The 22,949-nt window shown below is 29.7% G+C and carries 19 protein-coding genes; 15 read left to right on the forward strand and 4 right to left on the reverse strand.

Annotation, left to right across the window (positions count from 1 at the left end; translation table 11 throughout):
• The first annotated feature begins 105 nt into the window (after positions 1-105).
• From K8354_RS15575 to K8354_RS15590, 4 genes are all read left to right on the forward strand, one after another.
• Positions 106-933, forward strand: coding sequence for a hypothetical protein (locus K8354_RS15575; protein ID WP_223442628.1), 828 nt, complete (start codon positions 106-108; stop codon positions 931-933).
• Between the two features lie 220 nt (positions 934-1,153).
• Entirely contained in the window at positions 1,154-2,680 is a 1,527-nt protein-coding gene (gene gltX / locus K8354_RS15580) for a glutamate--tRNA ligase (RefSeq protein WP_223442630.1), read from the forward strand.
• Complete coding sequence (locus K8354_RS15585; RefSeq protein WP_223442633.1) at positions 2,677-3,228, forward strand: hypothetical protein; 552 nt, start codon at positions 2,677-2,679, stop codon at positions 3,226-3,228. The genes gltX and K8354_RS15585 overlap by 4 nt, the downstream gene beginning before the upstream one ends.
• Before the next feature lie 323 nt (positions 3,229-3,551).
• A complete protein-coding gene (locus K8354_RS15590) occupies positions 3,552-4,472 on the forward strand; it encodes an SPFH domain-containing protein (protein WP_223442635.1) in 921 nt (306 codons plus the stop codon).
• 77 nt (positions 4,473-4,549) lie between these two features.
• On the opposite strand, the gene K8354_RS15595 is transcribed toward K8354_RS15590, so the two are convergent.
• From K8354_RS15595 to rnr, 3 genes are all read right to left on the reverse strand, one after another.
• Positions 4,550-4,741 (reverse strand): Sec-independent protein translocase subunit TatA/TatB, encoded by a 192-nt coding sequence (locus K8354_RS15595; protein ID WP_302850513.1) that lies wholly within the window; start codon positions 4,739-4,741, stop codon positions 4,550-4,552.
• 43 nt (positions 4,742-4,784) lie between these two features.
• Positions 4,785-5,474, reverse strand: a complete 690-nt coding sequence (locus tag K8354_RS15600; RefSeq protein WP_223442638.1) for a head GIN domain-containing protein — start codon at positions 5,472-5,474, stop codon at positions 4,785-4,787.
• A 170-nt stretch (positions 5,475-5,644) separates the two neighbouring features.
• On the reverse strand, positions 5,645-7,870 hold the full coding sequence (gene rnr, locus K8354_RS15605) for a ribonuclease R (RefSeq protein WP_223442654.1): 2,226 nt from the start codon (positions 7,868-7,870) through the stop codon (positions 5,645-5,647).
• Positions 7,871-7,982: 112 nt separating this feature from the next.
• Between rnr and K8354_RS15610 the strand changes: the two genes are divergently transcribed.
• The 11 genes from K8354_RS15610 (at position 7,983) to K8354_RS15660 (ending at position 22,227) form a co-directional block, all read left to right on the forward strand.
• Positions 7,983-8,912 carry a diacylglycerol/lipid kinase family protein gene (locus K8354_RS15610; protein WP_223442658.1) on the forward strand — a complete coding sequence of 310 codons (930 nt, stop codon included), beginning with the start codon at positions 7,983-7,985 and terminating at the stop codon, positions 8,910-8,912.
• 238 nt (positions 8,913-9,150) lie between these two features.
• Positions 9,151-9,750 (forward strand): RNA polymerase sigma-70 factor, encoded by a 600-nt coding sequence (locus K8354_RS15615; RefSeq protein ID WP_223442661.1) that lies wholly within the window; start codon positions 9,151-9,153, stop codon positions 9,748-9,750.
• 77 nt (positions 9,751-9,827) lie between these two features.
• Positions 9,828-10,955, forward strand: coding sequence for a FecR family protein (locus tag K8354_RS15620; protein ID WP_223442664.1), 1,128 nt, complete (start codon positions 9,828-9,830; stop codon positions 10,953-10,955).
• Positions 10,956-11,000: 45 nt separating this feature from the next.
• Positions 11,001-14,288, forward strand: a complete 3,288-nt coding sequence (locus K8354_RS15625; RefSeq protein ID WP_223442671.1) for a SusC/RagA family TonB-linked outer membrane protein — start codon at positions 11,001-11,003, stop codon at positions 14,286-14,288.
• Positions 14,289-14,291: 3 nt separating this feature from the next.
• Complete coding sequence (locus K8354_RS15630) at positions 14,292-15,737, forward strand: RagB/SusD family nutrient uptake outer membrane protein (protein WP_223442673.1); 1,446 nt, start codon at positions 14,292-14,294, stop codon at positions 15,735-15,737.
• Positions 15,724-17,190, forward strand: a complete 1,467-nt coding sequence (locus K8354_RS15635) for a hypothetical protein (protein ID WP_223442676.1) — start codon at positions 15,724-15,726, stop codon at positions 17,188-17,190. The genes K8354_RS15630 and K8354_RS15635 overlap by 14 nt, the downstream gene beginning before the upstream one ends.
• A gap of 10 nt (positions 17,191-17,200) precedes the next feature.
• On the forward strand, positions 17,201-18,340 hold the full coding sequence (locus K8354_RS15640; RefSeq protein WP_223442679.1) for a cytochrome-c peroxidase: 1,140 nt from the start codon (positions 17,201-17,203) through the stop codon (positions 18,338-18,340).
• A gap of 29 nt (positions 18,341-18,369) precedes the next feature.
• Positions 18,370-19,803, forward strand: coding sequence for a T9SS type A sorting domain-containing protein (locus tag K8354_RS15645; RefSeq protein WP_223442693.1), 1,434 nt, complete (start codon positions 18,370-18,372; stop codon positions 19,801-19,803).
• 134 nt (positions 19,804-19,937) lie between these two features.
• Positions 19,938-20,114 (forward strand): hypothetical protein, encoded by a 177-nt coding sequence (locus K8354_RS15650; RefSeq protein ID WP_223442695.1) that lies wholly within the window; start codon positions 19,938-19,940, stop codon positions 20,112-20,114.
• 909 nt (positions 20,115-21,023) lie between these two features.
• Positions 21,024-21,458 carry a ribose 5-phosphate isomerase B gene (gene rpiB, locus K8354_RS15655; protein ID WP_223442697.1) on the forward strand — a complete coding sequence of 145 codons (435 nt, stop codon included), beginning with the start codon at positions 21,024-21,026 and terminating at the stop codon, positions 21,456-21,458.
• 328 nt (positions 21,459-21,786) lie between these two features.
• A complete protein-coding gene (locus K8354_RS15660) occupies positions 21,787-22,227 on the forward strand; it encodes a GNAT family N-acetyltransferase (RefSeq protein ID WP_223442699.1) in 441 nt (146 codons plus the stop codon).
• A 151-nt stretch (positions 22,228-22,378) separates the two neighbouring features.
• On the opposite strand, the gene K8354_RS15665 is transcribed toward K8354_RS15660, so the two are convergent.
• Positions 22,379-22,945, reverse strand: coding sequence for a pseudouridine synthase (locus K8354_RS15665; protein WP_223447705.1), 567 nt, complete (start codon positions 22,943-22,945; stop codon positions 22,379-22,381).
• Positions 22,946-22,949 lie beyond the last annotated feature (4 nt).

The following is a 22,949-nucleotide window of genomic DNA, read 5'->3' on the forward strand; positions in this document are numbered from 1 at the left end:
ACAAATAAAAGTACTAATTTTGATAAGATTTTTAAGCAAATATTTGTTAAAACAATTTGTAAGTATTAAGATTTTACATCCACTAAAAACATATAATCCAAAAATATGCAATCAATAACCTTACTTTTTTCGCTATTTATAACTTCAACTCTACTGGCTCAAAGTCCCTGGACCAAAGAAAAAGGAGATCTGTTTGTGAATGTTTCTTACACAACAATATCAGATTATAATGAAATTTTTGGAGATCCAGATTATTTTACAAACGGAGAAATAACAGATAATACCTATCAAATTTATAGCGAATATGGTTTATCTGATAAAACTACTTTCTTAGCAAGTATTCCTTTTAAAAACATTTCATTAGATGAATTTAAATTTTGTAATGGAAATACTTGTATTGGAGAAGATTTTAACGAAAAAGCTTTCGGAAATATTTCTTTGGGGATAAAACATCAATTTTATAATAAAGGTTGGGTTATTTCTGGACAATTTGTTACAGAATTAAATACAGGTTCTTTTTATGACACTTCTGGAATTAGAACTGGTTATGATGCCTTTACTTTTACACCTCAATTATTAGCAGGAAAAAGTTTCGGAAAAACATTTTTTCAATCTCATATTGGTGTTGATTTAAGAACGAATGATTATAGCAACAACTTTAAAATTGGTGGAGAATTTGGTGGAAAGGTTTTAAAAAATATTTGGTTAATTGGCTTTGTAGATGTTGTAGAATCTTTTGAAGATGGCAATAGAATAAATTATAATCCATTAAATGGATTATACCAAAATAACCAAGAATATGGTGCTTATGGTTTAAAGGCAATTTTACAATTGTGCGATTTAGGGGTTTCAGCAAGCTTTGCAAATGCTTTTTCTGGAAATAATGTACCAAAACAAAGCGCTTTTTCTATTGGTATTTTTAATACTTTTTAATGGGAAAATTTATAAGATTTTAAAAAATAAAACTAACTAGACCTCAACGCTTTTAAAAAACTTTGAGCACTTCTCATATCAATTATTATTATAGCATCTAATTTCTATTCTCTTTTAGAAAAACTATCTTTGTAGCATTAAAAAAAGAACCTTAAAATTTCTTTAAGGTTTATTAAAAATGTATCTTCTGCAAAAGCAGGAATCTAAAAAAACAAAGAAAATGAAATCTAATGTTCGTGTTCGTTTTGCACCAAGTCCAACAGGACCTCTACATATTGGTGGTGTAAGAACTGCTTTATACAATTATTTATTCGCTAAAAAACATAAGGGTACTTTTATTTTAAGAATAGAAGACACCGATCAAACACGTTATGTTGCCAATGCAGAACAATATATAATTGATGCTTTAAAATGGTGTAATATTCCTTTTGATGAAGGGCCAAATACCAACGAAAAATTTGGTCCTTACAGACAATCTGAACGTAAAGAAATCTATAAAAAATATGCCACTATTTTGATAAATTCTGGTTGGGCATATTATGCTTTTGATACTTCAGAAGCTTTAGATGCTGAAAGAAAAAATCACGAATCCGATGGAAAAACTTTTATCTATAATTGGCATAACAGAGAAAAAGGACGTTTGGTAAATTCTTTGGTTTTGTCTAATGAAGACGTTCAAAATAAAATTGCTTCTGGAGAAAATTATGTAATTCGTTTTAAAACTCCACAAGATGAAGTTTTAGAAATGTATGATGAAATTAGAGGAAAAATAACCATAAACACCAATACTTTAGACGATAAAATTTTATTTAAAAGTGATGGAATGCCAACGTATCATTTAGCAAATATTGTTGATGATCATCTTATGGAAATTTCTCACGTAATTCGTGGCGAAGAATGGTTGCCTTCCATGCCGTTGCATATTTTATTGTACCGAGCTTTTAAATGGGATGCTCCAAAGTTTGCGCATTTACCATTGATTTTAAAACCCGTTGGCAAAGGGAAATTAAGCAAAAGAGATGGAGATAAACTAGGGTTTCCTGTGTTTCCTTTAGCCTATACAAATACAGAAACTAATGAGATTTCTAGAGGGTATAAAGAAGATGGCTATTTTTCGGATGCTTTTATAAATATGTTAGCTTTTTTAGGATGGAATCCTGGAACAGAACAAGAACTATTTTCTTTAGAAAACTTAATACAGGAATTCGATTTAAAACGTGTAAGCAAATCGGGTGCAAAATTTAATCCTGATAAAACAAAATGGTTTCAACAGCAATATATGCAAACTAAAAATAATTCGGAATTAACGGATCTATTTTTACCTATCTTAGCTGATAAAGAAATTCATAAAGACAAATCGTATGTATTAAAAGTGGTTTCCGCTATCAAAGAACGCGCAATTTTTGTTGCAGATTTTTGGGATTTATCATCTTTCTTTTTTGTGGATCCAGAAGAATATGATGCCAAAGCATCCAAGAAAAACTGGAAGGAAGACACCTCAGATTTAATGCAAGAATTAATTACTATACTCTCTGCCATCACAGATTTTTCATCAGCCAATACAGAAAAAGAAATCAAAGCATGGATTTCTGGCAAGGAAATTGGTTTTGGTAAAGTAATGCAACCTTTACGCTTAAGTTTGGTTGGCAAACTAGCCGGGCCTCATTTGTTTGATATTATGGACATGATTGGGAAAGCAGACACCATACAAAGAATTAAAAACGCCATCGAAAAACATTCATTATGAAAAAAGTAATCCTGTTATTTATTACCTTAATTAGCTATTCAACCTACAGTCAATTTAACAATATGAATCAAGGAAATCGTCAAAATCTGCGTCAACGTCAAATGCCACAAACGCCAAGACAAGCTCCAGAATTTAAATATGAAGTAGAAAAATACTTAGGTATTGTAGTGTACGATATTGAGCGAGCTGCAAAAAAATCGAAGATAAAACGAACATCCGATACGGGAAAAGCATTTTCTAAAACCCTAACCGCTTACAATAGAGAAATAAAAGATCTTCGAAGAATTAATAGTTTTACCTTGAGAAGTACTAGAGAAATGGTTGAAAATTTTCAAAGAAATGCTCAAAAAACAGGAGATGCTTCTGGCCAAAAGAAAGTACAAGAAACCATGGCAGAAAATCTGAAACCTATTTCTGAAGTTTTAAAAACAAAAGATCTAGAATTAGATAAAAAAATGAAAACAATTTTATCTAAAAAACAATATGAAAAGTGGATTAATTATAATAGAAAACTCTTTAAAGTTTTTCCTACTGAAGTAACAGAATAACTAAAAATATGTTGTAAAAAACCCTGAAAATAAATGTTTTCAGGGTTTTTTACAAATTATAACTTTATAATGCAACATTTTTAAAGAAAACGTCCTATTCATACCAACTCTGTTTTGAAATTACTGTAAAATAAAATGATGATTTTTTTCTTTATAGAAAATAGAAAAATAAGGCATAGCATTCGTTACGGTTTCTTTTTATATTGAAATAGAAAGGAAAAAAGGGCGTTTTATTGCGGTCATTTCAATGCAGAATTGGTATCACACATACTAAAATTCAGTATCTTTACAATACACAGAAGTAATCACTTAAAAATAAAATTATGATATATACGTTGCCATACATTATTGTTATTGGAATTATTCTTTTTGCCGCTTTCTTTATGGTGAAACAACAAACTGCTGCGATTATTGAACGTTTTGGAAAATTTCACAGCATTCGTCAATCTGGTCTTCAATTAAAAATTCCATTAATCGATCGAGTTGCAGGAAGATTGAGTTTAAAAATTCAGCAATTAGACGTAATTGTTGAAACAAAAACTTTAGATGATGTTTTTGTAAAATTAAAAGTTTCTGTGCAGTATAAAGTAATCTCCGATAAAGTATATGATGCTTTTTACAAGCTAGATTATCCGCACGAACAAATAACTTCTTATGTTTTTGATGTTGTAAGAGCAGAAGTTCCGAAAATGAAATTAGATGATGTATTTGTGAAAAAAGATGACATTGCCATTGCCGTTAAATCAGAATTAAACGATGCCATGATGGAATATGGCTACGATATTATTAGAACTTTAGTGACTGATATTGACCCAGATGCTCAAGTAAAAATAGCCATGAACCGAATTAATGCCGCGGATAGAGAAAAAACAGCCGCTCAATATGAAGGAGATGCACAACGAATTTTAATTGTTGAAAAAGCTAAAGCAGAAGCAGAAAGTAAGCGCTTACAAGGACAAGGTATTGCAGACCAAAGAAGAGAAATTGCACGTGGTTTAGAAGAATCTGTAGATGTACTAAATAGAGTTGGTATTAATAGCCAAGAAGCCTCTGCTTTGATTGTAGTTACACAACATTATGATACGTTACAATCTATTGGTAGCGAAACCAATTCTAATTTAATCTTGTTACCAAACTCACCACAAGCGGGTAGTAATATGTTAAACGATATGGTTGCTAGTTTTACGGCTAGTAATCAAATTGGGGAAGCCATGAAAAGTCAAAAACCTAAAGAAAAGAAATAGTTATTAAAAATAATGCCTATAAAAAAGCTCAATTTGTTAGGTACAAATTGAGCTTTCTATTTTATATAAACAAAAGATTATTTCTTTTCTTCTAATTTTTCTTCACCTTCTTCTTTTGAAGCCTTTTTAAACTCTTTTAAACCACCACCGATACCTTTCATTAATTCTGGAATTTTTTTACCACCAAACAATAATAAAAGTGCTAAAGCGATAAGAATCCAGGATCCTCCTCCAGGCATTCCTAATAAAAAAATATTTAAAGTATTCATAATTTCTAAATTTTAATAGTACAAAGATACAAAAAGGATTCTATTAATTTCTTTTTTGAATAATACCACCCATTATTTTTTTATCTTTAATAACTTCTGGGTTTCCTTTATAAAAAATGGAACCTCCAAAACTTACTTTAGCATTCAAAGTTTCTCCTGCCATAATTTCTGCTTTTGCTCCCGTTCCTGCCTTTACCGTACTATTTGATTTCGTTTGTAAACCAAAACCATTATAAACTCCGTACAAATCTACATCCACTGTTTGGTTTTTTACGGAACCGGTTAGTTTTACAATCCCACCAGAGGAAGCTCTTACTTCTAAATGTTTCACTTTTAAAACTAAATTGATAAAAGCTCTTTCTTGCGCGTTTACTTCTAATTTATCTTGTATAATTTCTTTTGCTGTAATTGTTGCACCTTCATTTGCATCTATGGTAGCCAAATTTTCATTATAATATAAGGTAACTAAAACTTCTCCGTCTGCTAAATTATCCTCCGGATTTAGTGAAAAAGGTAATGATATTTTTAAAATGTTATTCACATTCTTAACCTTTACATTTTCTGATTTTTTGCCAGTAATTACTAATTTATTCTCTGTAGATTTTATCAACTCTAAAGCAATACCGTTGTAAACTTTTAAGATTGTATAATCCCCTAAATTTTTAGTAACTGTGCTTTGCGCTACTTGTGATATGCTAAATAATATTGCACTTATAAAAACTATTTTTTTCATTATGATTGAATTTGATTGATCATTACTAGATTTAAATCAATAAGTGTACCACTATAAAGACTTTTTTTGTTTTTTATTGTGACAAAACTATAAAATTATGAATACTTTTAACTACTAAAACAGCAACTTTATGAGGTATTTAAACCCTAAAAATGGCAGCTATTATAAAATTAAGATAGCTCTTCTATCAAATTAAAATCTAAATGTTTACGTTCTAAATCTGTATTTTTTACTTTTATTTTTACAGCATCACCCAGTTGATACATGTTTTTAGTAGATTGCCCAATAATAGCATACTGCTTTTCATCAAAAATATAATAATCGCTTTTTATATCTCTAATTCTTACCATTCCTTCGCATTTATTGGATGAAATTTCTACATAAATTCCCCATTCTGTAACACCTGTAATTACGCCATCGAAAACTTCATCTTTATGATCTTGCATGTATTTAACTTGCATGTATTTTATCGATGATCTTTCTGCTTTAGAAGCTAATTCTTCTCTTTTTGAAGAATGCTTACACCTTTCTTCATAAGGAAGCGCTTTCGGCGAATCTCCTCCCTCTAAATAATGTTGTAATAATCTGTGTGTCATTACATCTGGATAACGTCTTATAGGCGATGTAAAATGACTATAATAATCAAAAGCCAGACCATAATGCCCAATATTATTTGTGGTATAGACTGCTTTAGACATCGTTCTAATGGTTAAAGTCTCAATCATGTTTGATTCTGCCTTTCCACTTACAGCGCTTAATAATTTATTTAAAGATTCTGATGTAGATTCTTTCGTTTCTGTATTAATTTTATATCCGAATTTGCTAATAATGTTTTGTAAAGAAGCCAATTTCTCATCGTCTGGTTCGTCATGAACTCTATAAATAAAAGTTTTACCCGAAGGTTTTCCTTTGTTACTTCCTATAAATTCTGCTACTTTTCTATTTGCTAATAACATAAATTCTTCAATTAATTTATTAGCATCTTTCGATGTTTTAAAGAAAACGCCCATTGGGTTTGCATCTTCATCTAAATGGAACTTCACTTCTACTCTATCAAAAGAAATAGCGCCTTGTTTCATACGTTTATCACGCATCATTTTTGCTAATTTATCAAGGGTTAAAGTAGCCTCTACAATTTCTTTAGTTACTGTATATTCCTTATCTGTGATAGAAATATCCAAAGGCATTTGATACGATTTCATCTCCTCAGAAATCTCACAATTTTCTATAATAGATTGTGCTTCTTCGTAGGCAAAACGCTGATCTGAATACGTTACAGTTCTACCAAACCATTCATGTATAATTTGTGCTTTTTCGTTGATTTCAAAAACAGCAGAAAAGGTTAATTTTTCTTCATTTGGCCTTAAAGAACAAACGCCGTTAGAGAGCATTTCTGGCAACATTGGCACTACTCTATCTACTAAATAAACAGAAGTAGCTCTTTTATAAGCTTCATCATCTAAACTAGTTTTTGGTTGCAAATAATGAGAAACGTCTGCAATATGAATGCCTATTTCATAATTACCATTTTTTAGTTTTGTAAAGGATAAAGCGTCATCAAAATCTTTTGCATCTTTCGGATCTATGGTAAATGTTAAGTCCTTGCGCATATCTCTACGTTTAGAAATCTCTTCTTTAGTAATTTCTAAAGGTAAACTTTCTGCTTCTTTTTCTATTTCGGGCTCAAATTCGTAAGGTAAATCATACTCTAATAAAATAGAGTGCATTTCTGTACTATGTTCGCCAGGTTTACCAAGAACTGTGGTAATTTTTCCAAACGGATTTTTAGAGTTTTGAGGCCAATCTATTAATTTTACTTGCACTTTATCGCCATCTTCTGCCCCATTCATTTTACTTTCGGCAATAAAAATATCTGCGTACATTTTCGTACTATCAGGAATAACAAAACCAAAGTTTTTGCTCTTTTGTAAAACTCCCACAAATTCTGTTTTAGCCCGCTCTAAAACTTCTACAACATCTGCTTCTAACTTATTACTGCGTTTTCTCTTATATACATAAGCTCTAACCACATCACCATGCAGACCTTTACCTAAATTTATATTCGGTATAAAGATATCATTTTCGTAATCATCGGTTATAAAATATCCATTGCCATTAGACGTAATGTCTAAAGTTCCTAACGAGTATTTTCTATCCTCATTGATTTTAAATTTTCCTCTTTCTACTTCCTTAATTTTTTTATTGGCAGTTAACTCGGCTAATTTCTTTACAATTTGTGTTTTACCATCAGTATCAGAAATTTTTAATTTTGCAGCAATTTGTTTATGGTTATAAACCTTCGTGCTATCTTCGTTTAAAATTCTAAATATATTTTTAGTTAAGTCTTTTACAACATTCCCTTTCTTTTTATATATTTTTTTCTTCTTTCTTGTCATTAATTCTTACTTCTTGATTATGTACTACCAAAATACGATTATTAAATGTATTTGTTGATTAAAAAATAGTTATCAAACTATTATTGTATTTTGGCTTTTTAAATTTTTATTTATGTCTAATTCCGTCAAGCTAAATGCTGGCTCTTGGTTTATAATTGCAAATCCTACTTCTGGAAATCGGAATTTTTCTAAACAATGGAAGGAAATTCAGCAATTATTAACACAAGAGAACATAGACTTCTCTTTTGTTTTTACACAGTTTTCTAAACATGAAATTAAATTGGTTGATGCTGCAATTCAACAAGGGTTTAGAAATATTATTTCTGTAGGTGGAGACGGCACACTACATCATGTAGTAAACGGAATAATGTTGCAAAGATATGTAAAAACTTCTGATATAACTATTGCGGTAATTCCTTTAGGAACAGGAAATGACTGGATAAAGACCTATAACATTCCGAATTCGATTAAAAAAGCAATCCATATCATTGCTAATAAGAAAACAATTTTACAAGATATTGGCGTTTTACAAACTGAAAATAACATAATTTCTTATTTTAACAATGTTGCAGGTTTAGGATATGACGGCTATATTGTTTACAAACTAGAAAAATTAAAACGTTTTGGAGCTATTGCGTATTTGTTAGCCGGAATTTCTGGTCTACTTTTTTATAAAAAAGCTGATTTTAAAATTATTTTTGATGATAAAATAATAGAAACCAAATGCTTAATGGTTTTATTCGGAATTTGTAAATTTTCTGGTGGTGGCATGCAGTTTACAAAAGATGTACATACAACTGATGGTTTGTTAGATATAACGATTGCTAAAAATTTAAATTTATTTGATTTAATCATCAATATAAACAAACTATATAACGGACATATAGCAAGTCATAAAAAAATAGAAACCTACAAAACCAAAGAAATAACGGTAATTCCAAAATATTCCAATTCAATGATTCAGGCAGATGGCGAATTGATTGGAAAAGGGAAAGTAAAGGTAAAAATTATAGAAAAGGCGTTGAATTTTGTGGTGAATTAAATTTTTTATCTTTGCAATTTGCCAAAATAATAAAACCTTTAACTTATTCATATATAACTGATTATACCCAAATACCCAAAATTTTTCAAGCTCACAAAAGTTTGGTTTAAAGAAAAAGATTCGGCAAACATATCTGTCTTTATGAAAACAAATTCTTTTGTAAGATGTTGATTTTATTTAGATTCGTACCATAATAGCAAATACCTTAATTTAAAAGAAACGCTTCTTTTGACTAAAAATGAAAAAAACAGAAAATAAAGAGCTTATAAAATTTGTTCACTTTAAAAAAGGAAACGAAGCGGCTTTTGAGTACTTTTTTTATAAATTTTACAACCACATTGTTGGCTTTTGTATCCAATTTATTTATGATGAAAATGATGCTAAAGAACTTGCACAAGAAGCTTTTTTAAATCTTTGGACCCAAAGAGAAAAAATAAAAACTGTAAACGGAATATCCTCTTTTTTATATACCTATTCTAAATCTAAATGCCTAAATATTATTAGACATAGAAAGGTAAAAGAAAAATATATAAACCAAACTTTAAACAAAAAAGAAGCGCAATTAAATACAGAAATATTAGAATCCTTGCAATTCGATTCTTTAACTATCACCGAACTCGAAGATCTTATTTTTAGTTCTATTGAGGAATTACCTAAAAAAACCAAAGAAATTTTTAGAAGAAAAAGAATAGATCAGAAAAAAAACCAAGAAATTGCTGATGAAATGAATATTTCTATCAAAACGGTAGAAGTTCATTTTTCTAACGCAATAAAGGTTTTAAAGACTAAATTGTCAGATTATCTGCCAGCAATCTTACTTTATTTGATATTAAATTAACATTTTTTTTAGGGTTTTGTACTACTAATGTGTACAAACAGTAGAGGGGTTTGCATATTCTCTACTAAAAAAGTAAAATGATTCAGAATTTAATATTTAAATATTTAAACAACCAGGCTTCAGAAAATGAAGTTTCTAAGGTTTTTGATTGGATTGAACAATCAGAAGAAAATAAACAAGAATTTATTCGTTTAAAAAAATTATGGATGTTATCTGGATCTTATTCCAACACCAAAAATTTATTTGAATGGAATAAAATTAAAAATAAACTTTCTGCACCCAAAAAATCAATTTTTAACCAAGTTTTAAAATACGCTGCTGTTCTTGTATTGCTGGTGGCTGGTGCTCATTATATCACCACTATTTCTGTTAAAACTGAGGAGAAAAATACAGTAGAAAATTTTGTTATTTTAGAAAAAAGCTCAGGTACAATAGAATACATTTCTGATAAAAAAGATAAAATTGTAAAAGACACTTTAGGAAATATCATTGCCAAAAAAAACAACAAAGAGCTTATTTATTATAAAAATCCCTCAACTAAAAAAACGATTTATAACACGATAAAAGTTCCGTTTTCTAAAACCTTTAAAGTGGTACTTTCTGATGGAACGATTGTTCATTTAAATGCTGGGACTTCTTTTACGTATCCAGAACAATTTAATTTGGCGAATAATAGAAAAGTAAGCTTACAAGGAGAAGCTCATTTCGAGGTGTTTAAAGACAAAACAAAACCTTTTATTGTAGAAGCAAATGATGTAAATATCGAGGTTTTAGGCACCACTTTTAATCTAAGTAACTATGAAGAAGATGGTTTTATTGATTGCGTTTTAACGGAAGGTTCTGTGCGTTTATCAGAAAGAGATAATCAAGAAAACGCTATCTTTTTACAACCAAACCAAAAAGTAACTTGGCAAAAGAATAAAAGTAGTTTTATAGCTAAAGACGTAAATCCTGAAAACTACACTGCTTGGATTCATGGTGAATTAGTATTTCATAAAGATTCTTTTACCAATATTTCAAAAAAAATAGAGCGGTATTATAATGTTAAAATCATTAATAATTATACTTTTTTAGCTTCTCAAGAATTTACTGGGACTATAAAAATTAAAGAATCTAATGTAGAAAATATTTTAGAACTTTTTAAATTAGATACACCGTTTACCTATAAAAAAAAGCAGAATATTATAGAAATTTATCATCCTTAGGATATAGAAATGATCCATAAAACATCCAAATATTCATCCCCAATAATGAAAAAAACTTTTTTTCTTTTAGGTTTTCTATTCTTAATAGTTTCAAGCACGTTTTCACAAACTGTGACTATTAATAAAAAAAATAAACCTTTAAGAGAAATTATTGAAACACTAGAAGAACAAACAACGTACAGAGTTTTATTCAATACGAATAAAGTAAGTAGTTCTAAAAGAGTATCTATAGAAGTTCGCAATGTAAGCTTAACAGAAGTGCTAAATCTACTCACTAAAAAGATAAATGTTGCCTATGTGATAAAAGATAAGCAAATTCTATTTATTGATAAAAAACCTGAAATTAAAAAGAGAGAAATCTCTGGAATTGTAAAAAGTAAGTCGGACAATTTTGGGATCCCAAACGCAACCATACTTATGAAGGGAACTAAAAAAGGAGCCATTACAGATTTTGATGGTAATTTTAAGTACCTTATTCAGTCCAAAGATATAAAATCTGTAATTTTAGAATTCTCTTATTTAGGTTTTCAAACCAAAGAAGTTACTCTAGGAAATGAATCGTATTTTGAAGTTTATTTGGAGGAAGAAACTACTAGTTTAAGTGAAATTGTGATTACATCCTCTTACGGAACTTCTAAACTAAAAGAGGAAGTTGTGGGTAGCATTGCATCGGTAAAAGCATCAGAATTAGGCGTAGAACAACCTGTGGTTTCTTTTGATGAACTTTTAGAAGGACAAATTGCTGGGGTATCCATTCAAGCCGGACCGCAATTAGGGGAATCTGTAAAAATAGATATTAGAGGTCAAGGTTCAATCACTCCTTTAAATGGTAATGTAGTGGGTACTTCTACCCAACCTTTAATTATTATTGATGGTATTATTTTATCTGAAGAAACAGGTTTAGATGGTAATAACTTTTTTGATGTTGGTGAGGGTCTTTTATCTGAAAACATCCTAAATCCTTTAGCAAAAATTGGCATTGATGATATAGAAAGTTTTAATATTTTAAAAGATGCTGCTGCTGTTGGTTTGTATGGTGCAGATGCTGCAAATGGAGTCATTATTATTACTACTAAAAAAGGTAAAAAAGGAGCTTTAAAATTTACAGCCTCCACTCAAATGGGTGTTACCACTGCTTTTAATGGTTTAAAATATTTAAACGGAGAGCAATACCAAACCGTAATTAACGAATACAATTTAAATAGCGGTAATCTACAAAACATTCAACCTTGGAATGGTGTAAATACAGATTGGTTTCATCTGCTAAATACCACAGGTGTTTTTAACAGAGTTAATTTTAGTGCTTCTGGTGGAATTAAAAACATTACTTACAGAGCAAGTTTAGGATATCAAAAAACAAAAGAAGCTCAAATTAACAACTCTTTTCAAAAACTAAATTCTTCATTTTCTATAAGATATAATAAAAATAAGTTCAATACATCACTCGTATTTTCTCCCTCAATTACTTTAAAAGAAGACCCAAATAAATTGTATTCTTTTGCATTACCCCCAACAATTCCTGTGTTTGATGATGATGGTAATTACACACCATTTGCAAGCTTTGGTAATCCATTAGCGGTTGCCAATCAAAACATATCAAAAGCACAAACAATTGCTTTTTTAACAAGCATTAATGCAAACTATAGTTTTAGCGATCGCTTAAAATTTTCCACTTTATTTGGGTTTGATTTTTCTAATAAAGATGAAGATCGGTTCTTTTCAGGATTAAATGGTTCTGGAGATTTTGGTACAGATAACGATTCTCCTTACTTTAGAGACGAAACAGATAGTTTTGGTTTGGTAAAAGGGAGACGTATGTTAAGAAACAGAGATACAAGACGTTGGAACTGGAATGCCTCTTTAGCTTACAACAATACTTTTAGAGAACATCATAATATTGATGGTATTCTAGGAATAGAAGCCCGAAAAGAAAAAGTAAATTTTGGCTACGAAAGAGGAAATGGTTTTGATAATTTAAGTGTACCTCAACCCATTTCTACTGCCTTTGAACAAGATTATCAAACCGATTTTTCTGAAAGTGCAGGTAGGTCTCTATTTAGTCAATTTAATTACAACTTTAAGAAAAAATATTTCTTTTTAGTCAACTTTAGAATCGATCAAAGTTCTGCTTTTGGTGATGATAAAAACACCGCTTTTAATGGTGGTATTGGTGCTAGTTGGAATTTAAGCAGTGAATCTTTTTTAAGTGATAGTAATTTTGTAGACTTTTTAAGAACAAGAATAAGTTATGGTACCACAGGTAACTCAAGAATTGGTTCTTACAGAGCGTTAGGTTTGTATACCTTAAATCAAAATGGATACAATGGTTTGCCTTATGGAAATTTAACGAGTGCCCCTAACCCAAATTTAACTTGGGAAACGAATAAAAAATTTAACTTTGGTATCGATTTTAACTTTTTAAAACGTTTTAAATTTACCACAGATTTCTTTAGAGATGTTATTGTAGATCAAATTGTTTCTAGAGATGTCATTATAGAATCTGGTTTTACATCAGCACAAATAAATGGTGCAGAAATGTACAATCAAGGAATTGAATTTTCTTTAAATGCGAACGTTGTAGATTCTGATAAATTTTCTTGGAGTTCAAACTTTAACATTACTACTATTAGAAATAAAGTAACTTCTTTAGTAGGTTTAGGTTCAGATTTTTCTTCAGCAGAAGCAGCAAGAGCACAAACAGTGGGCTATGCAACCTCTACTCTTTGGGGTTTTGATTTTATTGGAATTGATCCTGCAACAGGCCGTGAATTGTTTAATATTGATGATCAAATTTATGATGGCGCGCAAGTAAGATCTTTGTTTGATGCTTCTAATTGGAAACCCATTGGTGACTCTCAAGCTGAATTTTTTGGGGGTATGCGGAATTCATTTACTTATAAAAACTTTAATTTAAACATTATTACCTCTTTTACCTATGGTGCAGATATTTTAGTAGATAGAGTATTGTTTGATAATTACAGAGTGTTATCCAACAGAAATATTAGTGTAAATGTTTTTGAAGATGCTTGGTATAATCAAGGAGACAGTGCTATTCATCCTATAATTATAAATGATAATCCTTTAATTTCTAACTCAACAAAATATCTTTTTGATACTTCTCATATCAAATTAAAATCTATTAGTTTAAGTTATAATGCACCTGTTAAGCAAATGAAAATACCTTTAAATTCTCTTTCATTTACCTTAAACGCATCCAATTTATTGTACTGGTTTAAAAATACATCACCAGATGGAAAAAATGGCGTTTCTGAATTTAGAAATCAATATCCTGAAGCAAGAACATTTACATTAGGAATAAACACAACTTTTTAGAAAATGAAATTATATAAAACATCTTATTTTTGCTGTCTTTTTTTAATAGTTTCTTGTAGCGATTTTTTAAAATTAGAACCTGGACAACAAATATCAATAAACGAACAGTTATCAACCAAAACCGGTTTACAATTGTCCTTAAATGGTTTGTATTATGATATTGAAGACTTGGTTTCATCAGTTCAAGTTATATATCCAGATCTACAAGGAGGAAACATCACTTTTAGCCCAGTTATTAACAATAAAGAAGTCAGTGTATCTTCTGTCATAGAAAACAGTTATAGTTTTAGTGATTTTGCAGAAGATTCTGATTATAGTGGATTTTATACCTCTTTGTATGATATCATCAATCAAGTAAATGTTATCTTAGATTATTTTGATACCTATACTTTTTTATCCGAAGATGAAAGAAACCAATTACAAGCAGAATTAATGGCTATGAGAGCTTTTGCTCATTACCAAATTACTCTAATGTATGCACAAAACTATAATTTTACTGCTGATGGATCTCATTTGGGTATTGTATACAACACATCACCTTTGTTAATTGGTGTAGATTTTCCTGCAAGAAAAACAATGCAAGAAACCTATGAATTATTAAAAAATGATTTAGATACCGCACTTTCTTTATTTACCAATACTCAATTTTTAGCTGGTGCTAGTATTTCTTTATTTAATACAACCACAACAGAAGCTTTGTATGCAAGAGTTGCACTACAAATGAACGATTGGGAAAACGCATTCAATCATGCAAATACTATCATTACAACTTCTGGTATCAACTTAACATCAAAAGATATTTATGTTTTAGAATGGGAAAAAGAGGAAGATCCTATATCTGAAATTATTTTTGAATTTTCTGCACGTAGAACTTCTGAAGGTGCCATATCTCAATCCATATCTCAATGGTTCAAATACGAAACCGATCAAAACTACGCAAGATATGTTGCTTCTGGAGATTTATTAGACTTATACACCCCTGATGATATTAGAACAAACATGTTTTTAGAACAGCAATTACCAACAAATGTAAATGGTATAGCTGTAAATTTACCATACTATTTTACAAAAAAATATCAAGATGGTGCTGGTACAACTTTTATAAGGTTAAGTGAAATGTATCTAATAAGAGCAGAAGCCAATGCAAGGTTAAACAAACCCACAGAAGCTTTACAAGATTTAAATAGTATAAGAGAAAGAGCAAATTTATCAGCATTAAATACTACTACTAATTTATTAGATGAAATATTTTTAGAACGCAGAAGAGAACTCGCTTTTGAAGGGCATTTATTGTACGATATTATGCGCTTTAAAAAGGATGTTATAAGAAATAAAGGATGTTTAGCAAACGTATGTAATTTAAATTATCCTTCTAATTTCTTTGTTTTACCGATACCACAATCAAGTACAGAATTAAACGAAAATATACAACAAAATGAAGGTTATTAAAAATATACTTTTAGTAATTATCACTGTTCTTTTTCTAAGCTGTGAAAAAGAAGACAATAAAAGATTTACAGGAGAAAATAACTCTTTTGTTCGTTTCTTTTTATTGGTAGATAGTAATAATGGTGTACTAGAATTCCCTGAAAAAGATGGTGGTTTAGTGGCGACCTCTCAATACTTAAAAGATAACTTAAAAACATTAAAAATACCTGTTGCAATAACAGCCGGAAAAATAGAAAACACCATAGATATTTCTTTTACTGCGAATGTTATCGGACTGACTAATTATACAATTACCCCTGCAAAAACAATCTCTTTTCATAATGAAAAAAGAGTAGATACCATCTATATTAAGGTAAATGAAAAGTGGGATTTAACAAACAATCCAGAAATAAAACTAAGTTTAACAAATAGTTCTAATAACGCTATTTCTTTAGGAATTCCCAACGATAATCTTTCTAATAAAGATTTAACTATCAACTTTACAGAAACTAATTTTCCGTATTCTTTTGATATCAATAGAAAAGAAATAGAAGGTATTAATGATGAATCTTTTGATTTTAAAGTGCTATTTCCAAATGGTTTTATTGCTGCAGATATAGAAAATACAGCGCTTTTTAGTACGCCATCAACTTTTAATTATTCCATAGAACAAAAACCAATTACAAAAGAAGATGAAGTTGAATTTACATTTACAGTACATGAAAATTTAGCAGAAGATACTTCTTTAGATACCTCTTTATCCTTGGCGGATATTCCTAATTATGTAAAAGGAATCAACAAATATTTAGACATTAACAAACCGATAAAAATTGATAGAGAAGGAAATCCAGCACTCAATTTTTATGATCTTTCCAATCCTTTTTATCGATTATTTGGAGAATATTGGAGGTACAATACCAATGATATGCTCTGCGAATGGAGAAGCACTTCTGTTTTTCCGAAACCGGTAATTGTAGATAAAAACAATACTAACGGATTTTTATATTCTGATAATGGCACACCCAATGATGAATCTGATGACATCTATCATCATCAATATAAATTAGGTTTTGTTGGTAATTTTGCTCCTGTAGGTACAAATCCTTTTGCATTAAGAAATCTTTTTAATGGTGCTTCTGTTGAGTCTCCTGGATTTAATTTAGTGGAAGCTATAGAGTTTTTTCCTAAAGATGGTAATAACCATACCGAAGGAATTGTAAATGTAGTTACCCAAAGAATTGTAATCCTTAAAAGTGGCGAAGGAACAGCATTTAATGTACCTATTAGCGGAACAGGAACCTATAAATTAATGGATGCAACCTCTAATTTATGGAAAATAGATATGGAAATTCTTGTAGATTGTTCAGAAATTAATGGCGAAATTATAACAAGAAATTATATTTTATATAACAATAGAAATTACCCAGATCCAGAACCTATAAATGTTCCTTGTCCCTCAGAAATTGACTTATAAATTTAAAAAAATGAAAAATTTAGTTTTAGTTATTTGCACAACATTGTTTATTTTTTCTTGTAAAAAGAAAGAAGATACCTATGAAGATATTGCATCTTTAAGAAAAATATATTCACAACCAGATGCTACCAAATGGCCTAAACCTCATTTAGATTCTTTAATAGATAAAAGCACTTTTAAAGATATTGGAGTGTTACCTGAAGTTGAATATCCTGAAGATAATCAATATTCTAAAGAGAAGAAAAAATTAGGTAAAACCTTATTTTTCGATCCAAGATTATCTAAAAGCGGACAAATAGCATGCGCTTCTTGTCATAATCCAGAATTAGGTTGGACCGATAATTCTACGCGTTCTTTTGGTCACGACAGACAAACTGGTGGTAGAAATTCTATGACTATTTTAAACGTTGCACATGCCAAAGAACTTTTTTGGGATGGTAGAGCTGTTAGTTTAGAGGATCAAGCACGTTTTCCTATTCCTGATCAATTAGAAATGAATATGGATTTAAAATTTGCTGTAGACAACATAAAAAAAATAGAAGGTTATAGGTCTCTTTTTACGGCTGCTTTTGGTGATGAAGAAATTACCATGAAAAAAATTCAATATGCAATTGCTACCTTTGAAAGAACGGTAAAAAGTCCTAAATCTAAATTTGATAAGTTCATTACCGGAAAATCTGACCAGTTTACAGATGAAGAAGTGTTAGGTTTACATCTTTTTAGAACCAAAGCTAGATGCATTAATTGTCATAATACTGGGTATTTTAGCGATAACCAATATCATAATGACGGTCAAGCTTTATTTGGTGCCAAAGACGAAGATTTTGGACGATACAATGTGACCGGTAAAATTGAAGATATTGGTAAATTTAGAACACCAACGATAAGAGAAGTTGCCAACACAAGACCTTGGATGCACCATGGGCATTTTCCATCGCTTTTAGATGTTGTGGAATATTATAATCTAGGAAACCCTGCACCCATTCAAAAAAAATATTTAGGAACTCCGAGAGATTCTCTAATTCCTAAAACATCACCCATCTTAAAAAGATTGGAATTAAATAGAAAAGAAATAGATGCTTTAATCGCTTTTATAAAAACAATAAGCACCCCAAAAAGTAGAACTTTAATACCTAAATTACCACAATAAATATTTATTAATAATTAAAATCAAACATTATGAAACAAAAATTACTTTTAGCAATTGCATTCATTGCATTTTTAACAACGAATGCCCAAGTAACGAAACTTAAGGAAATTAATGATTCTGGAGATTCAAGTTCACAACCCTCAAACCTATTTGTTTTTAACAACAAAATTTATTTTCAAGCAGATGATTCTAATGGCTCAAACACACCCGGAGGTGCAGATTTAGGCGATGAATTATGGGTTACAGATGGTACAGAAGCAGGTACTACATTTTTAAAAGATTTAAGAACAGGTTCTGACAGTTCTGGTCCTAGTTTCTTTTTTGAGTTTAATGGTACGATGTATTTTAGTGCAAACGAAACAGGAGATGGAAATGTTTTATTTTCTTCTGATGGAACAGCAGATGGCACCACATCTATTGGTGGATTATTTGTTTTTAATCCTTTAGAATTAGACGGTTTAGTGTATTATATTAATACCACTGACGACAATGGTTTGTATGAATTTAACGGAACTACCCAAACAAAAGTTGCCAATGCTGGTGCAGAACATGTAAATTTCTTAGGAGCAAACTTCACATCACTTAATGGTAAAATAATTGGTTATGGAAGTACACCAACAGATGATCCAACCATTGGTGTAGAATTATATGAATACAATCCTGAAACAGACTCCTATGCTTTAATTAAAGATATTACTGGAGATGATGGAAATGCTGGTATTAGTAATTTTGTGACCATAGGTTCTGAAGTTTACTTTGAAGCAACAGGTAACGTATGGAAATCAGACGGTACCACAGACGGTACGATAGCTGTTGAAAGTGCAAGTAGTATTGGTGGCACAAATAATTATTTTGTTTGGAATAATGCCTTGTATTTTGAAGGTGATAACTTTGAAGGTTCTAACGATCAATTATGGAAGTATGACCCAGCAACCGATACAATATTAAATGTTAGTAATATTACAGGAAGTACAGCAACTGGTGGTAATAATCATGATCCTTCAGATTATGCTGTTTTAGGTGACTATTTATATTATAGAGGAGAAAATTCTGATGATAGTAGTGGATATATCTTTAGAACAAATGGTACTACTTCAGAAAATTTAGACAGCACTATCAAAGACATTGATGAAATTACTGTTTTAAATGGTAAATTATATTTTGAAGGTGACGACGGTGTAACAGGAAACGAATTATATATGTTAGACCCGGCTACATTATCTATTACTAAGGTTTTTAAAGACTCTTTAGAGATTTATCCTAACCCAACATCAGATTATATAAATATCTCTTCTGAATACCTTGATAATGATTTTAAAATATACTCTCTATTAGGTCAAGTAGTTAAAAAAGGAAAAATAACTTCTTCTAAAATAAAAGTTTCAGATTTAAGTACTGGAAGTTACATTTTAAAGGTTACTAAAGATCAAAAAACAGTTACTAAAAAGCTGGTAATACAATAAACTTTATTTTTAAAAGAGTCCCCCCGAAAACCACTTGACATTGTTAGGTGGTTTTTTTTTGTTAAATAAATCTTAAATTTAGTGTAACGTTTCTTAAAATAAAACGTCTTTATACTATAAGACCCACTTTTAAGATGAAAAATCTACGTAAAATTATCGCTTTATTTGCATTCATATTCCTTTTAGGAATCTATGTATCTATTAAAACGATTACTGCATCTTTAAATAAAAGTGAAGTTCAAGATAAAACTACTGTTGAAATACAGAAAGACACCCTATATCTTTTAAAGGCTGAAAAGAAAACGGTTTAGTTTACCGATAATACCTATTTTAGTTCACAATTAGTTGCATCAAATTCTATTATTTCTTGAATTCTTTCATATTTTAAATAATTGACATTGTCTTCGCTGCTATTTTTTTTATTTTTTACTTTTATACCAATTATTATTCAAAATTACTTTGAAAGAAAATAAAGGTCTTCCTCTCTATCTATAAGAAAAAAATAAATGAACCTTCTTTTATATTTTCTTTTTTAATTAAAATAGATAGAGAAAAAGGTTACTAAACCAATTTTATTTTCAATCATTTTAAAAATGCTATTCTAAGATTCGTTTATATTTTATTTTTAAACACTTATCAACATTCTATATTATAATTATTTTTCTTTTATAAATTTTTAAAAAACAATGATGGTTATAATAGTGTGTGAATAGCTACTATAAAATAAATACATTTTCTTTTCATATATGAGTTATTAAAAAACACTGACATCTTATGAGTTTTTAATCGCTTAAAAATCAACTTAAAAATACACTTATGAACAAAACTTATAAACAGTCATCAACTTAAAATTCTTAATAGTTTTGGAGGAAACTGATGTAAATAAATTGTAAATTTTATGTTGATAAACTTTTATCAAAAACTCATAATAAAATTTGTGTATGTGCTAAACTCCCTTGTATTGTAATAAAAATTAGATTCACCAAAAAAAGTTTCGAGTTTTTCATAGCAACTTCTTAACAATTCTTAAAAAGGTTAAAAACTTAAAAATTAAAGAGTTATTAAAAATGTATAAATTATCATTGTTTATAACTGTTGATAACCATAAAAAACTATATTTTTGTTGATGTAACTTCGTCATTGCGAGGTACGAAGCAATCTTTTAATTTACAGATTACTTCAATCGTAGCCTCTTTCGTAATGACATCAATAATTAAATTATGACAATTGCCATTGGTAACGATCACGCAGGTACTGAATATAAATTCGAAATTATAAAACATTTAGAAGAAAAAGGCTATAAAGTTTTAAATTTTGGCACCGATACAAATGCTTCTATGGATTATCCAGATGCCATTCATCCAACCGCAGAAGCCGTAGAATCTGGTAAAGCAGCATTCGGTATTATTTTGTGCGGTTCTGGTAATGGTGCACAAATGACAGCAAACAAACACCAAGGTATTCGGGCTGCTTTATGTTGGAATAACGAATTAGTCGCGTTAACAAGACAACACAACAATGCCAATATTTTAACGATTCCTGCTCGTTTTGTTTCTTTACAGCAAGCCATAGGTTTTGTAGATATTTTTTTAACGACAGAATTTGAAGGAGGTCGTCATCAAAATAGAGTTGGTAAAATTTCTTGTGCCGGATAAAAACTTCTCGATACAAAATTCTTAAAAAAGAATTTCTCTAGAAGTTACAGCATGTTTATTTATAACCATAAAAAGTGTTGTTAGTTTGAGTAATTTCGATTTTTCATCGGAATTGTAGCGAGAACATTTATAATTTAAAAGGATGATTTTTACAATAAAAACAAAACCTTAACGAATGCTATGTTTTATTTTTCTATTTTCAATAAAGAAAAAAAATCATCATTTTCTTTTACGGTAATTTCAAAACAAAATTGAATTAAATAAACGAATGTCATTTCGAGTGATTCCGATTTTTCATCGGAATTGTATCGAGAAATTTTTATAAATAATGAATTTCAGTATAAAATATTTTAATGAATTAACAATTCACGAATTATATCAAATATTACAATTACGCTCAGAGGTTTTTGTAGTAGAACAAGATTGTGTGTATCAAGATTTAGATTTTAAAGATCAAAAATCGTTGCATGTTTTTGGGGTTAAAAATGATAAAATTGTAGCGTATACACGTATTTTTAAACCTGGAGATTATTTTAAAAATGCCAGTATAGGTAGGGTAGTAGTGCAAGAAAAAGAACGTAAGTTTGGTTACGGACATGAGGTAATAAAAGCTTCTATAAAGGCCATCAAAGACTATTTTAAAGTAGATGCTATTACAATTTCTGCACAACTGTATTTAAAAAGTTTCTACCAATCTCACGGATTTAAACAAGTAGGAGAAGGCTATTTAGAAGATGGTATTCCGCATATTAAAATGATTAGAAGTTAATCTTTTCTTTTTTTTGTCATCCTATATAATAAGTAACCAAAACCCACTAAAAAGTGTAAAATTATAATAGCCGCTACAATATATAAAGTGGTGTTCGAATTGTTCATAACACAAAATTAAATAGAATTCTTAATTTTATTTGTCACATTTATTACATAAAGTGATGTACTTCTTTTACCTCCCCAACTTCTAAATTATCTAACTTAATTTCGCCAATTCTAACCCGAATTAATCGCAATGTTGGATACCCTACCGCAGCGGTCATTTTTCGCACTTGTCTAAATTTTCCTTCTCTAATGATGATAGAAACCCAACTTGTTGAGCCATGCCTTTCATCCCTAATTTTTTGACTTCTTAAAGCAAATTTAGGATCCTCAATTAAAAAAGCTTTTCCTGGTTTAGTGAGGTATTTTTTACCGTTCAAACCAATTTCTACCCCTTTTTTTAATTGTTCTACAGCTTCTTGTGTAATGTTACCATCAACTTGCACGTAATATTCTTTTTCAAATTTACTGCTTCTAATTTCTTGTGATACTTTACCATCTGTCGTTAAAAATAGCAATCCTTCAGAAGCCACATCCAAACGCCCAATTGCCATGGTTCCTTCAGGAAAATCATACAATTCTCCTAATAATTTTTTTTGTCTCTTTGCAGGATTTACAAATTGAGAAATCATTCCCCAAGGTTTATGAATGATGAAATGACGGTGTTTTTTAATCAAC

The sequence above is a fragment of the Polaribacter litorisediminis genome (assembly GCF_019968605.1).
Taxonomy (GTDB): domain Bacteria; phylum Bacteroidota; class Bacteroidia; order Flavobacteriales; family Flavobacteriaceae; genus Polaribacter; species Polaribacter litorisediminis.